Below are 15111 nucleotides of genomic sequence, written 5' to 3'. Positions count from 1 at the left end.
CTGCGACCAGCGTCATTAGTTCTGAGCGAAGCTTGAGCATAACGATCCGGCCTCAGGCGGACACGGTGCGTGAAGTCGACGCCGCGTAGGGATGTCGTGACGATATGCCACGGGAGTACCGGCTGGGTAACGGATGGCGGCGCGGAGGTGGCCGCCTCTTGACGCGCACACCCCCCATCGCCGTAGATGCCCTGTGGCCTGTACGCACGCACCCGGGAGGAGGTCCGATGAGACTGCTGCTCGTCGAGGATGACGATCATGTCGCCGCGGCGCTGTCCGCGGTGCTCGCCAAGCACGGCGTGGCCGTCGTGCACGCACGCAACGGCGAGGAGGCGCTCAAGGCCCTGCTGCCCGACCGCGCCGAGCCGTTCGCGGTGGTGCTGCTCGACCTCGGGCTGCCCGACCAGGACGGTTTCGAGGTGTGCGGCCGGATCCGCAAGATCTGCGCCACCCCCGTCATCATGGTCACCGCACGGGCCGATGTGCGCTCCCGTATCCACGGCCTCAACCTCGGCGCGGACGACTATGTCGTCAAGCCGTACGACACCGGTGAGCTGCTGGCCCGTATCCACGCGGTGAGCCGGCGCACCGCGCCCGGCGGCGGTGAGCAGCCGGCCGACGAGGGCGTGGCCGACGAGGCGCTCCGGCTGGGCGCGGTCACCGTCGAACTCCCCACCCGCCAGGTGTCCGTGGACGGCGCCGCGGTTCCGCTCACCCGCAAGGAATTCGATCTGCTGGCCCTGCTGGCGCAGCGCCCCGGTGTGGTCTTCCGCCGGGAGCAGATCATCAGCGAGGTGTGGCGTACGAGCTGGGAGGGCACCGGCCGGACCCTGGAGGTGCACGTCGCCTCGCTGCGCGCCAAGCTGCGGATGCCCGCGCTGATCGAGACGGTGCGCGGCGTCGGCTACCGCCTGGTCGTCCCGGCCGCCGGGTCGCCCGCCGCCCCGGCCTCCTGAAGGCCGCCGCGATCACGTGCGCACCCGCCTCCTCCCGCTGCTGATCGTCCTGATGGCCGCCGTGCTGCTCGCGCTCGGCTTCCCGCTCGGTCTCAGCACCGCCGGTGTGGAGCAGCAGCGGGTGGTCGTCGACCGGATAGACGACGCCGCCCGCTTCGCCTCCCTCGCCCAGTTCGTCACCGCCCGCCCCGCCACGGACGCCCGGGACAAGACCCCCGAGGAGGACGAGCGGCTCGCCACCCTCGGCACCGAACTCGACCGCTACTACAGCCTCTACGGCATCCGCGCCGGTGTCTTCTACCGCGATCACACCACGATGGCCGCAGCCCCCGCCGGGTTGTCGGTACCGCACGACGGCGAGGCCGCCCAGGCCTTCAGTGAGGCGCTGGCCGGCCGCCGCAGCCACGACCCGCACCAGATCTGGCCCTGGGACGACACCGGCCGCATTCCGGTCGCCTCACCGGTGATCCGCGACGGCGATGTCGTCGCCGTCGTCGTCACCGACTCGCCCACCGGGCAGATGCGTTCGCGGATCCTGCGCAGCTGGCTGCTGATCGCGGCCGGTGAGTGCGCGGCCATGCTCGTCGCCGTCGGCGCGGCCTTCCGCCTGACCGGCTGGGTGCTGCGGCCGGTACGGATCCTGGACGTGGCGAGCCACGACATCGCCACCGGGCGGATGAACGCCCGCGTCGCCGCCACCGCCGGACCGCCCGAACTGCGCCGCCTGGCCCGCTCGTTCAACGAAATGGCCGACCATGTCGAGGAGGTCCTGGAACAGCAGCGCGCCTTCGTCGCCGACGCCTCCCACCAGCTGCGCAACCCGCTGTCCGCGCTGCTGCTGCGCATCGAGCTGCTGGCCCTCGAACTCCCCGACGGCAACGCGGAGATCGCCTCGGTCCGTACGGAGGGCAAGCGGCTGGCCCGTGTCCTGGACGGTCTGCTCGGCCTCGCGCTCGCCGAACACTCCGACGCCGATCTCCAGCTCACCGATGTCGCGGCGCTGGCCGCCGAACGCGTGGACTCCTGGCGCCCGTTGGCCGATGCCAAGGGCGTCCGCCTCACCTATGAGGGGCCGAGCGCCGTCACCGGCTGGGCCGACCCGGTCGCCCTGTCCAGCGCCCTGGACGCCGTCGTCGACAACGCCCTGAAGTTCACCCCGGAGGGGCGGCCGGTGACCGTCGGCGTCGCGCCGGACGGCGAGCGCGTCCAGGTCACCGTCGCCGACCGCGGCCCCGGCCTGACCGACGACGAACTGGAGCGGATCGGTGACCGTTTCTGGCGCAGCGGCCGCCACCAGAACGTCTCCGGCTCCGGGCTCGGCCTGTCGATCACCCGCGCCCTGCTCGCCGCGGGCGGCGCCACCATCACCTACGCCCCGCATCCGCCGCACGGGCTGAAGGTCACCGTCACGCTGCCGCGCACCGCCCCGTGACCGGGCACCCGCGTGACGCGGGGCGGCTCCCCGCACGTGTGCTAGCGTGGGCCGCGTTGCAGTTGTGGTACCCATGATGAACTTTGTGCGCGCCCGGAAGCTGATAGCTCCGGGCGTTCCTTGTTTTCCGGACCTGTTCCGGTGTGGGGCGATCATCTCGGCGACAAGGAGGCCGCGCAGTGCGGTCTCCGGTTTGCCCCATGAACGGAGAAAAACATGGCTTCCGGCACCGTCAAGTGGTTCAACTCGGAAAAGGGCTTCGGCTTCATCGAGCAGGACGGCGGCGGCCCCGACGTCTTCGCCCACTACTCGAACATCGCCGCGCAGGGCTTCCGTGAGCTCCTCGAGGGCCAGAAGGTCACCTTCGACGTGACCCAGGGCCCGAAGGGCCCGCAGGCGGAGAACATCGTCGCCGCCTGACGCACCGCGCGTCCCACGATCGGGGCCCGCACCGGACTGACCGGTGCGGGCCCCGGCGTGTGTACGGCGACGAGGCCTGCGGCCTCCCCGCCGCCTCAGGGCTTCTGGGACACGTAATAGCGCCGGGCGCCCTCGTGCAGCTCCAGCGGATCGGTGAAGACCGCCGTCCGCAGATCCACCTTCTGTGCGGCATGCACCTGGCGGCCGATCCAGTCCCGGCTGTCGATGACGGTACGGGTGATCCCCTCGGTCAGCGCGGCGTCCTCGCGGTCCGTGGTCACCAGCAGGTTCGCCACCGCGATCGTCTTCACCGCCTCGCCGCTCTGGGCCATCGGGTAGGCATCGGCGGGCATCACCGCGGCACGGTAGTAGCGGGTGCGCTCGCCCTGCCGGTGCAGCGCCTCGCTCAGATCGCCGAGCTGGACCAGCCGCACCGGGAAGTGCTGTGCCAGATGCTGCACCGCCGTCGTCGGCAGCCCGCCGGACCAGAAGAAGGCATCCAGCTTGCCCTCCTCCAGCAGCTTGGGCATCCGGTCGATGCCGACCCGTACCGGCTCGATGTCCGTGTCGAAGTCCAGCCCGGCCGCCTCCAGCAGCCGCCGGGTGATCAGCTGTACGCCGGAGCTGTCGGCCCCGACCCCCACCCGCAGCCGCCGCAGGTCCTTCGTCGAGCGCACCGCCGACTTCCGCGGCACCACCAGCTGCATGTAGTCGTCGTACAGCCGCGCACAGGCCCGCAGCCGGTCCGCGCCCGGCTCACCCCTGACCTTGTACGCGGCGACCGCGTCCGCCGTCGCGATGGTGAATCCGGCCCGCCCGGCGACCAGCTGCCGCAGATTGTCGATCGAGCCCTCGCTGCGGGTCAGCCGCAGATCCACCTCCGGCAGGTCGTGGGCCAGATCCTGCTTCAGCAGCTCGCCGTAGCGCGCGTACACGCCGGTCGGCACGCCCGTCGCCAGCGTCACCCGCCCCCCGGGGGGAGGATCACCGCCCATCGACAGCAGCCACCACAGCAGCAGCCCGAGGGCGACCGGTGCCGCGAGCGCCGCCTGGAGGGAGCGGCGGCCGAGGCGGGGGAGTGCGGGGACCATGGGCGGGATCCTGCCAGCACTCCGGCGGGAAAGGGAGGGGTGGGGTGCGGTCCACGGAAGCCACCGGTGTGCGGGCCGGGCCTCCTGGCGGCGGGCGCCTCCCGGCAGCCGGGGCCGAATCCTCTCCCCACTTGCGGAAGTCCGCACGCGTAGAAGGATCGGCTGTAGAGCCAGAGAGCTGTGGAGGGGCGGTCCGCTTTCCCCTTCCCACCGTCTGCCGCCTTTCTGCGGTTCTGCGGATCCGCAGCTGCACGCAGCGGGGACCCGGCACGTCCCCCACCGCGCGCCACGCGGCGCGCAGTCCCTGACCATTCCCCACCATGAGCGCACCGGCGCCGGTGTCCGACACCGCGGCCCCATGGCGCGCCGGTGCGGGAAGCGACACCCTCATGAAACCGCTCACCGAGCTGCGGCCGGACATCCGGGCCCGGCCCGACATCCACCGTCCACCTCCGCTCGGCGCCGATCTCGGCCTGCTCGCTCTCCGCCTCACGGTGGGGCTGATCATGGCCGGGCACGGCGCCCAGAAGCTCTTCGGCCTCTTCGGCGGCCAGGGGATCGCCGGCACCGGCAAGGGATTCGCGGCACTCGGCTACCACCCCGGCGACTTCTACGCCGGCCTCGCCGGCGTCTCGGAGTTCGCCGGCGGCCTCGGTCTCGCGGCCGGACTGCTCACGCCCCTGGCGGCCGCCGCACTGATCGGGGTGATGATCAACGCCATGGTCATCGGCGCTCCCCAGGGGCTCTGGGCGATCAGCGGCGGCATCGAGTACCCCGTGACCATCGCCATCGTCGCCCTGACCGTCGCGGCGACCGGACCCGGCCGCTTCGCGCTCGACCGCCCCTTCCGCTGGCGGAACGGCGGGCTGGGCTGCGCGGCCTTCGCCCTGGGGGCGGGCGGCATCGGCGCCGCCATCGTGCTGGCCCTGTGAGGCGCCCACGGCTCCGGCCGGCGGCCACCGCCGGCACGTGCCCCGTGCTCCCCGCCGGGGCCCTCCGGCGTCCGGAGCAATGCCGGGTACCGCCTACCCTTGACGCATGACCAGCAGCGACCGGAGCCAGGCAGTGGGCGTCAACAGAAGCTACGAGATCCGCACCTACGGGTGCCAGATGAACGTCCACGACTCCGAGCGGCTGTCCGGCCTGCTGGAAGAGGCCGGTTACGTGCCCGCCCCCAAGGACGGCGAGGGCGCCGACGTCGTGGTCTTCAACACCTGCGCGGTGCGGGAGAACGCCGACAACCGGCTCTACGGCAACCTCGGTCAGCTCGCCCCGAAGAAGGCCGCGCGGCCCGGTATGCAGATCGCCGTGGGCGGCTGCCTCGCGCAGAAGGACCGGGACACCATCGTCAAGAAGGCCCCCTGGGTCGACGTGGTCTTCGGGACGCACAACATCGGCAAGCTGCCGGTCCTGCTGGAGCGCGCCCGCGTCCAGGAGGAGGCGCAGGTCGAGATCGCCGAGTCGCTGGAGGCGTTCCCCTCGACGCTGCCCACCCGGCGGGAGAGCGCCTACGCCGCCTGGGTCTCCATCTCCGTGGGCTGCAACAACACCTGCACCTTCTGCATCGTGCCCGCGCTGCGCGGCAAGGAGAAGGACCGCCGCCCCGGCGACATCCTTGCCGAGGTCGAGGCGCTGGTCGCCGAGGGCGTCAGCGAGATCACCCTGCTCGGCCAGAACGTCAATGCCTACGGTTCCGACATCGGTGACCGCGAGGCCTTCAGCAAGCTGCTGCGTGCCTGCGGCACGATCGAGGGCCTGGAGCGGGTCCGCTTCACCTCCCCGCACCCCCGCGACTTCACCGACGACGTCATCGCCGCCATGGCCGAGACGCCGAACGTCATGCCGCAGCTCCACATGCCGCTGCAGTCCGGCTCCGACCGCGTCCTGAAGGCGATGCGCCGCTCGTACCGCCAGGAGCGCTTCCTCGGCATCATCGAGAAGGTGCGCGCCGCGATGCCGGACGCCGCGATCTCCACCGACATCATCGTCGGCTTCCCGGGCGAGACCGAGGAGGACTTCGCGCAGACCCTCCACACGGTCCGCGAGTCCCGCTTCGCCCAGGCCTTCACCTTCCAGTACTCCAAGCGCCCCGGCACCCCCGCGGCCGACATGGAGGGCCAGATCCCCAAGGCCGTCGTCCAGGAGCGCTATGAGCGCCTCGTCGCCCTCCAGGAGGAGATCTCCTGGGCGGAGAACAAGAAGCAGGTCGGCCGCACGCTGGAGGTGCTGGTCGCCGAGGGGGAGGGCCGCAAGGACGACGCGACCCACCGGCTGTCCGGCCGGGCCGCCGACAACCGCCTCGTGCACTTCACCCGTCCCCAGGAGCCGGTCCGGCCCGGCGACATGGTGACGGTCGAGGTGACCTACGCCGCCCCGCACCACCTCCTGGCGGAGGGACCGGCCAAGGCGGTGCGCCGTACCCGCGCCGGTGACGCCTGGGAAAAGCGCAATGCTGCCCCGGCGGAGAAGCCCCAGGGCGTGCTGCTGGGCCTGCCCACCATCGGCGCCCCGGCACCGGCCCCGGCGCCCGCGGCCGGCTGCGGCTGCGACTGACCGGCGCACACCGGGGGCGAGCCACGGCGGGAGGGCACCGAAACCGGGTCCGCACCCGGGGCGTTACGCTGCGTGCATGCTCGTAGCCGCCGCCTTCTGCCCCTGTCCGCCGCTGCTCGTCCCGGAGGTGGCCGCCGGCGCCGCTCCCGAGCTGGATGCGCTGCGCGCCGCCTGCGTGGATGCTCTCGGCGTGCTCGCCGCGGCCCGCCCCGACCGGCTGGTGGTCCTCGGCCCCGCCGACGAGGCCGGCCAGGGCCCGCACCCGCAGGGCGCTCTCGGCTCGTTCCGCGGCTTCGGGGTCGACCTCGACGTGCCGCTGGGCGCCGCCGAAACCGTGCCCGGACGCGGCCTCCCGCCCTCGCTCTCGGTCGGCGCCTGGCTGCTGTCCCGTACGGACTGGGACGACGCCCCGGTGGAGGCGCTGGGGGTGGCGCAGCCGCTGCCGCGCGAACGGTGTGCGGCGACGGGCCGGGAGATCGCCGCCGCCGCGCCCCGGGTGGCGCTGCTGGTGATGGGCGACGGCAGCGCCTGCCGGACGGTGAAGGCACCCGGCTACTTCGACGAGCGGGCCGAGCCCTTCGACGCGACGGTGGCGCACGCCCTGGGCGCCGCAGACCTCGCCGCGCTGACCGCCCTCGACGCGGAGCAGGCCACCGGTCTCCAGGCTTCGGGACGGGCCTGCTGGCAGGTCGCGGCGGGCGCGGCCGAGGGCGCGGACCTGCGCGGCCGGCTGCTGCACGAGGAGGCTCCGTATGGCGTGGGCTACTTCGTGGCGACCTGGTCGTAGCGCGGCACCGGGAGGGTACGGCGACGGCCGCGAGGCGATCCGCCGCGCGGCCGTCGTGCCGTGTGCTGCCGGTCCGGCGGACGGGGTCCGCGCGGGCCTTCCGTCAGTGCCGCGCGCTCTCGCCGGACTCGCGGTCCGCCGCGGCCTGTGCCGACTTCTGCCGGGGAATGCCGGCGCTCTCGCCGGCTTTCTCGCCGCGCGGCTCGTCGGCGGCCGCCGGCTCTCCCGCCGGCTCACCGGATGCCTCCGGAGCCGCCACGGCCCCGTCGTCCGCCGTGACCTCGGCCGTGGGCTCGGCGTCGTCGCCGGTCTGCGCGGCGTCCGCGGACTCCGTGGCGTCCTGGGACTCCGAGGCGTCCTGGGCCGTGGTGACCTGGGGCTCCGAGGTCTCCTGAGTGTCCTCGGCGTCCGCCGAAGCGGCCGACTCCGCCGGCTCCTTCACCGCGGCCGGCACGGCCGCAGCGGCACTCTCCTCCGTCAACGCTTCGGACTTACGGCGGCGAAACCGCGAAAACACGCCCATAACTGCTCCTACGCTCTTCATGTGGCGACGTCCCGTGCCGCCCGGGGCGGACCGTTGCGCCGCCCGCGGGCGCCGGTGCTGCACCGGCTCCCGGGACCTCGCAACAGGCAACGAACCCATTGGTTGCCCGTCACGTCGCTCGTTCGAGAGGGGGGCGTGATGTTTGCGAGACTGACGGGGTGAACACCGCCGTTCCCGCTCCGCGGGTCATCGCCGTCGTCGGCCCCACCGCGGCCGGAAAGTCCGATCTGGGCGTCGCGCTCGCCCAACACCTGGGCGGCGAGGTCATCAATGCCGACTCCATGCAACTCTATCGCGGCATGGACATCGGCACCGCCAAGCTCACCTTGGAGGAGCGGCAGGGCGTCCCGCACCGTCTCCTGGACATCTGGGACGTGACCCGCGCCGCCAGCGTCGCCGAGTACCAGCAGCTGGCCCGTGCCGAGATCGACCGGCTGCTCGCCGAGGGCCGCACCCCGGTCCTGGTCGGCGGCTCCGGCCTGTACGTACGCGGCGCCATCGACGCCCTCGACTTCCCCGGCACCGACCCGGAGGTACGCGCCCGCCTGGAGGCCGAACTGGCCGAACACGGCAGCGGCGCCCTGCACGCCCGGCTGGCCGCCGCCGACCCTCAGGCCGCTCAGGCGATCCTGGCCGGCAACGGCCGCCGCATCGTGCGCGCCCTGGAGGTCATCGAGATCACCGGCCGCCCGTTCACCGCCAACCTGCCCGGCCATGAGGCGGTCTACGACACCCTGCAGATCGGCGTGGACGTCGAGCGCCCCGAGCTCGACGAGCGGATCGCGCTGCGGGTCGACCGTATGTGGGAGGCGGGCCTGGTCGACGAGGTGCGCCGGCTGGAGGGCGAGGGGCTGCGCGAGGGCCGTACGGCGTCCCGGGCGCTGGGCTATCAGCAGGTGCTGGCCCAGCTCGCGGGGGAGTGCACCGAGCAGGAGGCGCGCGATGAGACGGTGCGCGCCACCAAACGCTTCGCGCGACGCCAGGACTCGTGGTTCCGCCGGGACCCCCGGGTCCACTGGCTCAGCGGGGCCGCCGACCGCCGGGCGGAACTTCCCGAGCGGGCCCTGGCGTTGCTCGAACGACCGGTCACAGCCTGATCACGTCATGGCATCGGGACGCTCCGGCCGTCATCCGGGCTCTTGAGGGCGTGTCATCATCGACCTTCGATCGAGGCGTGCAGTCTGCAGTGGGGAGGGCGCGTGGCAATGGAGGCCGGCCCTCGCAACAGAGCGCAGCAACCGGACAGCGGTGCGGAGACGGCGCCGCTGACCGATGACGGTCCGGACACCCGTGACGGTCTGTCCGGCGCCGCCGGCGACCCGCTCACCGACCCCGGGACCCTGGACGACCCCGAGGGTTTCGACGCCGGTGCCGAGGGGCCCGGCGAGGGCGGTGAGTCCTTCCGGGAACTGCGCCCGCCGCGCCGGCTGCGGCTGTGGCAGCTGGCGCCGGTCGTCGGCCTCGCCGCTCTCGGCTCGCTGATGTTCGCCTTCCCGCTCGCCTTCGAGTTCGGCGGCGACGGTGGCGCGGTGATCGCGATGCTCGGCCTGCTGCTGTGCTGCTGCGCCGCCGGCTGGGGGATGATGGCCGCCCGCCGCGTCCACTACGCCTGGCCCGGCCTCCCGGTGCCCGGCTCCGGCGGCCGCGCCGGCTGGCGCGTGGTGCTGATCTACGCCCTCGTGGTCGCCGTCCCGGCGGCACTGGCGATCTGGCGCGTGGCGCGGCTGCGGTGAGCTGGTGGTGGGGGCTTTCGCGGGTGGTTGAGCGGGCTGGTGGGTTGCTCGGCTGGTCGTTTCCCTGGCCGGGCGTTTCCTGGCCAGTTGTTTCCCCGGTTGGTTTTTTCCCCGCCGCCCACCCCCCTTCGGGGGGTGGGCGGGTGTAGAGGGCAGGTTCGGCTCAGGGGCGGGCGGGTGCAGCGGGCAGGTTCGGCCCGCACACGTCCCGCCTCCCGCTCGCCACTCCTACGCCCCGCACAGGCCCGCCCCCAGCCAAGCGCGCACCCACCTCGCCCCCCCACAACCCCTGCACCCCCCGCCCTCCCCGTACGATGCCAGGGTGACCAGTACGCAGCGCCTCGCCTTTCTCAAGGGCCACGGCACCGAGAACGACTTCGTGATCGTCCCCGACCCGGACGGTCTTCTCGACCTGTCCGCGGCCGCCGTCGCCAGGATCTGTGACCGGCGGGCGGGCCTCGGTGGCGACGGTGTGCTGCGCGTCGTCCGGTCCGCCGCGCACCCCGAGGCGCGTGACCAGGCCGGCGAGGCCGAGTGGTTCATGGACTACCGCAACGGCGACGGCTCGATCGCCGAGATGTGCGGCAACGGCGTCCGCGTCTTCGCGCGCTATCTGCTGCACGCCGGCCTGGTCGAGGCCGGCGACCTCGCCATCGCCACCCGCGCCGGCATCCGCCGTGTCCACCTCGCCAAGAGCGGCGATGTGACGGTCTCCATGGGCCGCGCCGAGCTCCCCGAGGAGAGCGTCGTCGTCACGCTCGACGGCCGCAGCTGGCCGGCCCGCAACGTGAACATGGGCAACCCGCACGCCGTCGCCTTCGTGGCGGATCTGGCCCACGCCGGCGACCTGCGGGACGTACCGCCGTTCAGCCCAGCGGCGGTTTATCCCGACGGCGTCAACATCGAGTTCGTCGTCGACCGTGGTCCGCACCATGTGGCGATGCGGGTCCACGAGCGCGGCTCGGGGGAGACCCGGTCCTGTGGCACCGGCGCCTGCGCGGTCGCCGTCGCGGCCGCCCGCCGGGACGGGCTGGACCCGGCCGGCACCGGAGTCCCCGTCACCTACACCGTCGATGTGCTCGGCGGCAGCCTGACGATCACCGAGCTGCCCGACGGCACGGTGGAGATGACCGGGCCCGCCGAGATCGTCGCCGAGGGCACCTTCGAGGCCGCCTGGCTGGCCGGCGCGCTCGCCTGACGCACCCCGCAGCGCCCCGGGTTCCGCCCTCCCGCGAGGAGCGGTTCCGGCCATAAGTTTCGCTCGAACGGGTGATCCGTATCACTCTGAGCAAGAGGCGAACAGCGCTGCGTGATGGGCTCGATAGCATCAAGCACCGGCCCGGACGTCGGAACCGACGCATCCCACCGCCGGTCGACGCTGCCGGAGGTGCCCATGAGCGCAGAGGCCACTGACCCTGGTAACCATGGAGCGGCGGCCCGCAAGCGCGGCCGCCGCCGACTGGAACTCCGAGGGCTGCGCCGTATCGGCCGCGCTGCGCTGCTCGGCCCCGCCCCGCGCGACGGCCTCCCGCACGCCCTGAAACACGTCGCCAAGGTGCACCGCCACCACCACCCGGACGCCGATCTGGACACCCTCACCCAGGCCTATCTGCTCGCCGAGTCCTCGCACCGCGGGCAGGTGCGCAAGAGCGGCGAGCCGTACATCACCCACCCGCTCGCGGTGACCCTCATCCTCGCCGAACTGGGCGCGGAGACCACGACCTTGACCGCCTCCCTGCTCCACGACACCGTCGAGGACACGGAAGTGACGCTGGATCAGGTACGTGAACGGTTCGGGGCGGAGGTCTGTTATCTCGTCGACGGCGTCACCAAGCTGGAGAAGGTCGACTACGGCGCCGCCGCCGAGCCGGAGACCTTCCGCAAGATGCTGGTGGCCACGGGCAACGACGTCCGGGTGATGTCCATCAAACTCGCCGACCGGCTGCACAACATGCGCACCCTCGGCGTGATGCGCCCCGAGAAGCAGGCCCGGATCGCCAAGGTGACCCGCGATGTGCTGATCCCCCTCGCCGAACGCCTCGGTGTCCAGGCGCTGAAGGCCGAGCTGGAGGACCTGGTCTTCGCGATCCTGCACCCCGAGGAGTACGCCACCACCCGGGCCCTGGTCGGGGAGTACGCCACGCGGCCCGATCCGCTCGCCGTCCTCGCCGCGCGCATGCGCACGGTCCTGGACGAGGCCGGTATTGACGCCGAAGTCCACGTCCGTCCGCGGCACTTCGTCTCCGTGCACCGCGTACGCCTCGCGCGCCGTGAGCTGACCGGCGCGGACCTGGGGCGACTGCTGGTGCTGGTGGCCGAGGACGCCGACTGCTACGCCGTCCTCGGCGAGCTGCACACCTGCTTCACCCCGGTCGTCTCCGAGTTCAAGGACTTCATCGCGGCCCCCAAGTTCAACCTCTACCAGTCGCTGCACACCGCGGTCACCGGCCCGTCGGGGGAGATCGCCGAGACCTTGATCCGTACGCACCAGATGCACCGGGTCGCCGAGGCCGGGGTGATCGCGCTGGGCAATCCGTACGCCCCCACCGACGGCGCGGACGCCCCCGAGGGCGAGCGGGCCGACCCGACCCGCCCCGGATGGCTCTCCCGGCTGCTGGAATGGCAGCGCACCACCCCCGACCCGGACACCTTCTGGACCTCGCTGCGCGACGATCTCGCCCAGGACCGGGAGATCACGGTCTTCTGCGCCGACGCCCCGTCGGACGGCTCGTCCGGCCCCACGGGCGGCACCATCGGCCTGCCCGCCGGGGCCAGTTGCGTGGATGCCGCATACGAGCGGCACGGCGAGGCGGCCCACTGCTGTATCGGCGCCCGGGTCAACGGCCGGCTCGCCACCCTCTCCACCGTCCTGCACGACGGCGACAGCCTGCAGCTGCTGATGGCCCCGGACTCCGCGGCCGGGCCGCTGCCCGAGTGGCTCGAACATGCCCGCACCCCCGCCGCCCGGCTCGCCATCGCCCGGTGGCTGGCCGGGCGGCAGGAGCCCGGCGTCCGCCCGGCGGGGCCCGGCGAGACGGGCGCCGAGGTGCCGGCCACCGACCGCCGCAGCGCAGGCCAGGTGCGCTCCGGGGCGGACCCGGTGCCCGCCTCGCTGCTCGCGGTGGCGGATCTGCCGGGTGCGACGGTCCGGCTGGCCGGCTGCTGCACCCCCGTGCCGCCGGACACCGTCACCGGATTCGCCGTCCGCGGCGGCACGGTCACCGTGCACCGCGCCCTGTGCCCCGTCGTGGCGCGGATGGCCGCCACCGGCCGGCAGCCGGTCGGCGTGCGCTGGCGCGGCGCCGGCCACGGCGGCCAGGGCTGCCGGGTCACCCTCCTGGCCGAGGCCTTCAGCCGGCCACAGCTCCTCGCCGACCTCACCGAAGCCATCGCCTCCCAGGGCGCCGCCGTGGTGTCGGCCGCCGTCGAACCCCCGCACGAACAGCGGGTCCGCCACACCTACACCCTGCATCTGCCGAACGCCGCCGGACTGCCGTCCCTGATGCGCGCGATGCGCCAAGTGCCGGGCGTCTTCGACGTGTTGCGGGCCGGCCGCGCCCGGCAGGCCGCGGTGCTGGGCCCCTGAACTTCCCCGGGGGGCCGGAAAGGTGACGGGCCGTCGGAAGCGTCTCCGCCTGGCGGCGTAAGACGGGCGCCCGATCCGCCGCCCGTTCGGGTGCCGTTTGCCGCCTCGCCCGCGCCGGAGGGGGCCGCGTTGGTAGCCGTAGTGCATGTCCCTTCCCCTGCGTCGCCCGTCCCGTGACCCCGCTCGCGCCGTCCCCGCCCGCGCTCTGCCCCGTACCCTGCGCGGCCGGCTCCGGTCAGCTGTCCGCCGGGCCGCCGTCCTCGGGCTGGCCGCCGCCTGCCTCGGCCTGACCGCACCACCGGCCTCCGTAGGGGCGCAAGGCCTCGGTGACCGTCTCTTCCCCACCCTCGGCAACACCGGCTACGACGTCACGTCCTACGACGTCTCCCTGGACTACTCCGGCCACAACGACCGGCCGATGAACGTCACCACCGAGATCACCGCCGAGGCCACCACCGAGCTCGACCAGCTCAACCTCGACTTCGCCCGCGGCACCGTACGCTCCGTGACGGTGGGCGGCCTGCCCGCCCGGCACGAGCAGAACGGCGAGGACCTCGTAGTCACCCCGGCCTTCCACGTCTCCCGGGGACAGGAGGTGAAGATCTCCGTCCAGCACACCACCGACCCGCGCGGCACGGCCGACGGCGGCTGGATCCGCACCGCCGACGGGCTGGCGATGGCCAACCAGGCCGACGCCGCGCACCGCGTCTTCCCCTGCAACGACCACCCCTCCGACAAGGCGCTCTTCACCTTCCGCATCACCGCGCCCCAGGCGCTCACCGCCGTCGCCAACGGGCTCCCCCTGGGCACCGCCACCCGCGCGGCCCGCCGCACCTGGACCTACCGCACCGCCCACCCCATGGCGACCGAACTCGCCCAGGTCTCCATCGGGAAGTCCAGCGTGCTGCTGCACCACGGGCCCCACGGCCTGCCGATCCGCGACGTCGTACCGACCGCGGACCGCCCCGCCCTCGCCCGCTGGCTGGGCAGGACCGCGGACCACGTGGCCTGGATGGAGCGCAAGGTCGGCCCCTACCCCTTCGAGGCGTACGGGGTACTGATCGCCAATGCCACCACCGGTTTCGAGCTGGAGACCCAGACCCTCTCGCTCTTCGAGAAGCCCCTGTTCGGCGCGAACCAGCTGCCCGCCTGGTACGTCGAGTCGGTGATGGTGCACGAGCTGGCCCACCAGTGGTTCGGCGACAGCGTCAGCCCGCGCCGCTGGTCCGACGTCTGGCTCAACGAGGCCCACGCCACCTGGTACGAGGCCCTCTATGCCCAGGAGCGGGGCGACAAGCGGGCCTCGCTGGAGACGCGGATGCACCGCGCCTACCAGCAGTCCAACGGCTGGCGCGCCGAGGGCGGGCCGCCCGCCGCGCCCAAGGCCCCCAGCCCGGGACAGAAGATCAGCATCTTCCGCCCGGTCGTCTACGACGGCAGCGCACTGGTCCTGTACGCCCTGCGGCAGAAGATCGGCCCCGCGGCCTTCGAGCGCCTCGAACGCGAGTGGGTGGCCCGGCACCGTGACGGGGTGGCCGACACGGCCGACTTCGTCCAGCTGGCCTCGGAGGTCGCCGGAGCGCCCCTCACCGACTTCTTCCAGGACTGGCTCTACGGCGACCGGACCCCACCGATGCCGGGGCACCCGGACTGGCGCTCCGCGGGCGCGGTGACCACCCCCGTGCCCAAGGGGACCGCCGAAGCACCGGCACCGAAGAGCACCGGCGGGACCGCGGCGTCCAAGAGCACCGGCGGGACCGTCGCGACCAAGGGAGCCGCGGGAACGCCCGTGCCCAAGGCTGCCGCCCAGACTCCTGGGCCGAACGGTGCCGCCGGGACCCCCGCGCCCCAAGGGGCTACTCGGGTCCCTGCGTCCTAGGGGCCTGCCGGGGCCCCTGTGCCCCAGGGGACTGCCCGGGCGCCCGGCCACCGGGGGAGGGCCGGAACCCCGGGGAAACCCGCGTGACGGCCCTTTCCCGTCGTGGGACCATCATGGGGTCGGCTCCAGC

The 15111-nt window shown here is 73.2% G+C and carries 13 protein-coding genes; 11 read left to right on the top strand and 2 right to left on the bottom strand.

Translation table 11 applies throughout. The features are described 5' to 3' along the window. Nucleotides 1–227: 227 nt before the first annotated feature. From CPH93_RS08485 to CPH93_RS08475, 3 genes are all read left to right on the top strand, one after another. Nucleotides 228–956, top strand: coding sequence for a response regulator transcription factor (locus CPH93_RS08485; protein WP_093649170.1), 729 nt, complete (start codon nt 228–230; stop codon nt 954–956). A 16-nt stretch (nt 957–972) separates the two neighbouring features. After that, nucleotides 973–2388 (top strand): sensor histidine kinase, encoded by a 1416-nt coding sequence (locus tag CPH93_RS08480; protein ID WP_093485499.1) that lies wholly within the window; start codon nt 973–975, stop codon nt 2386–2388. A 216-nt stretch (nt 2389–2604) separates the two neighbouring features. Continuing rightward, complete coding sequence (locus tag CPH93_RS08475; RefSeq protein ID WP_006602702.1) at nt 2605–2808, top strand: cold-shock protein; 204 nt, start codon at nt 2605–2607, stop codon at nt 2806–2808. Between the two features lie 95 nt (nt 2809–2903). Here CPH93_RS08475 and CPH93_RS08470 read toward each other — a convergent pair whose 3' ends face one another. Beyond that, on the bottom strand, nt 2904–3899 hold the full coding sequence (locus CPH93_RS08470; RefSeq protein WP_093649172.1) for a TAXI family TRAP transporter solute-binding subunit: 996 nt from the start codon (nt 3897–3899) through the stop codon (nt 2904–2906). 389 nt (nt 3900–4288) lie between these two features. Here CPH93_RS08470 and CPH93_RS08465 point away from each other — a divergent pair, with 389 nt between their 5' ends. From CPH93_RS08465 to CPH93_RS08455, 3 genes are all read left to right on the top strand, one after another. Next, nucleotides 4289–4831, top strand: coding sequence for a DoxX family protein (locus CPH93_RS08465; RefSeq protein ID WP_096215361.1), 543 nt, complete (start codon nt 4289–4291; stop codon nt 4829–4831). A gap of 106 nt (nt 4832–4937) precedes the next feature. Further along, on the top strand, nt 4938–6452 hold the full coding sequence (gene miaB / locus CPH93_RS08460) for a tRNA (N6-isopentenyl adenosine(37)-C2)-methylthiotransferase MiaB (RefSeq protein ID WP_093485503.1): 1515 nt from the start codon (nt 4938–4940) through the stop codon (nt 6450–6452). Nucleotides 6453–6528: 76 nt separating this feature from the next. After that, nucleotides 6529–7239, top strand: a complete 711-nt coding sequence (locus CPH93_RS08455; protein ID WP_093649173.1) for a class III extradiol dioxygenase subunit B-like domain-containing protein — start codon at nt 6529–6531, stop codon at nt 7237–7239. A gap of 103 nt (nt 7240–7342) precedes the next feature. On the opposite strand, the gene CPH93_RS08450 is transcribed toward CPH93_RS08455, so the two are convergent. After that, the gene (locus CPH93_RS08450) at nt 7343–7756 is read right to left on the bottom strand and encodes a hypothetical protein (protein ID WP_143053692.1); all 414 of its coding nucleotides are present in this window, start codon (nt 7754–7756) and stop codon (nt 7343–7345) included. Between the two features lie 185 nt (nt 7757–7941). On the opposite strand from CPH93_RS08450, the gene miaA reads away from it, so the two are divergent. The 5 genes from miaA to CPH93_RS08425 all read left to right on the top strand — a co-directional run bounded on the left by miaA (nt 7942) and on the right by CPH93_RS08425 (nt 14981). Next, a complete protein-coding gene (gene miaA / locus CPH93_RS08445; protein WP_096212463.1) occupies nt 7942–8880 on the top strand; it encodes a tRNA (adenosine(37)-N6)-dimethylallyltransferase MiaA in 939 nt (312 codons plus the stop codon). Between the two features lie 108 nt (nt 8881–8988). Further along, nucleotides 8989–9516 (top strand): hypothetical protein, encoded by a 528-nt coding sequence (locus tag CPH93_RS08440; RefSeq protein ID WP_093485511.1) that lies wholly within the window; start codon nt 8989–8991, stop codon nt 9514–9516. A gap of 322 nt (nt 9517–9838) precedes the next feature. Beyond that, complete coding sequence (gene dapF, locus CPH93_RS08435) at nt 9839–10714, top strand: diaminopimelate epimerase (RefSeq protein WP_093649175.1); 876 nt, start codon at nt 9839–9841, stop codon at nt 10712–10714. Nucleotides 10715–10909: 195 nt separating this feature from the next. Further along, nucleotides 10910–13102: a RelA/SpoT family protein gene (locus CPH93_RS08430; RefSeq protein WP_093649176.1), complete on the top strand. Its 2193-nt coding sequence runs from the start codon at nt 10910–10912 to the stop codon at nt 13100–13102. Nucleotides 13103–13247: 145 nt separating this feature from the next. After that, nucleotides 13248–14981: a M1 family metallopeptidase gene (locus CPH93_RS08425; protein ID WP_096212462.1), complete on the top strand. Its 1734-nt coding sequence runs from the start codon at nt 13248–13250 to the stop codon at nt 14979–14981. Nucleotides 14982–15111 lie beyond the last annotated feature (130 nt).

Source organism: Streptomyces sp. 2323.1 (assembly GCF_900221035.1).
In the GTDB taxonomy this organism is placed as follows: Bacteria; Actinomycetota; Actinomycetes; order Streptomycetales; family Streptomycetaceae; genus Streptomyces; species Streptomyces sioyaensis.
Note: the sequence above shows the minus strand (reverse complement) of the source record. Positions and strands in the feature narration are given on the sequence as shown.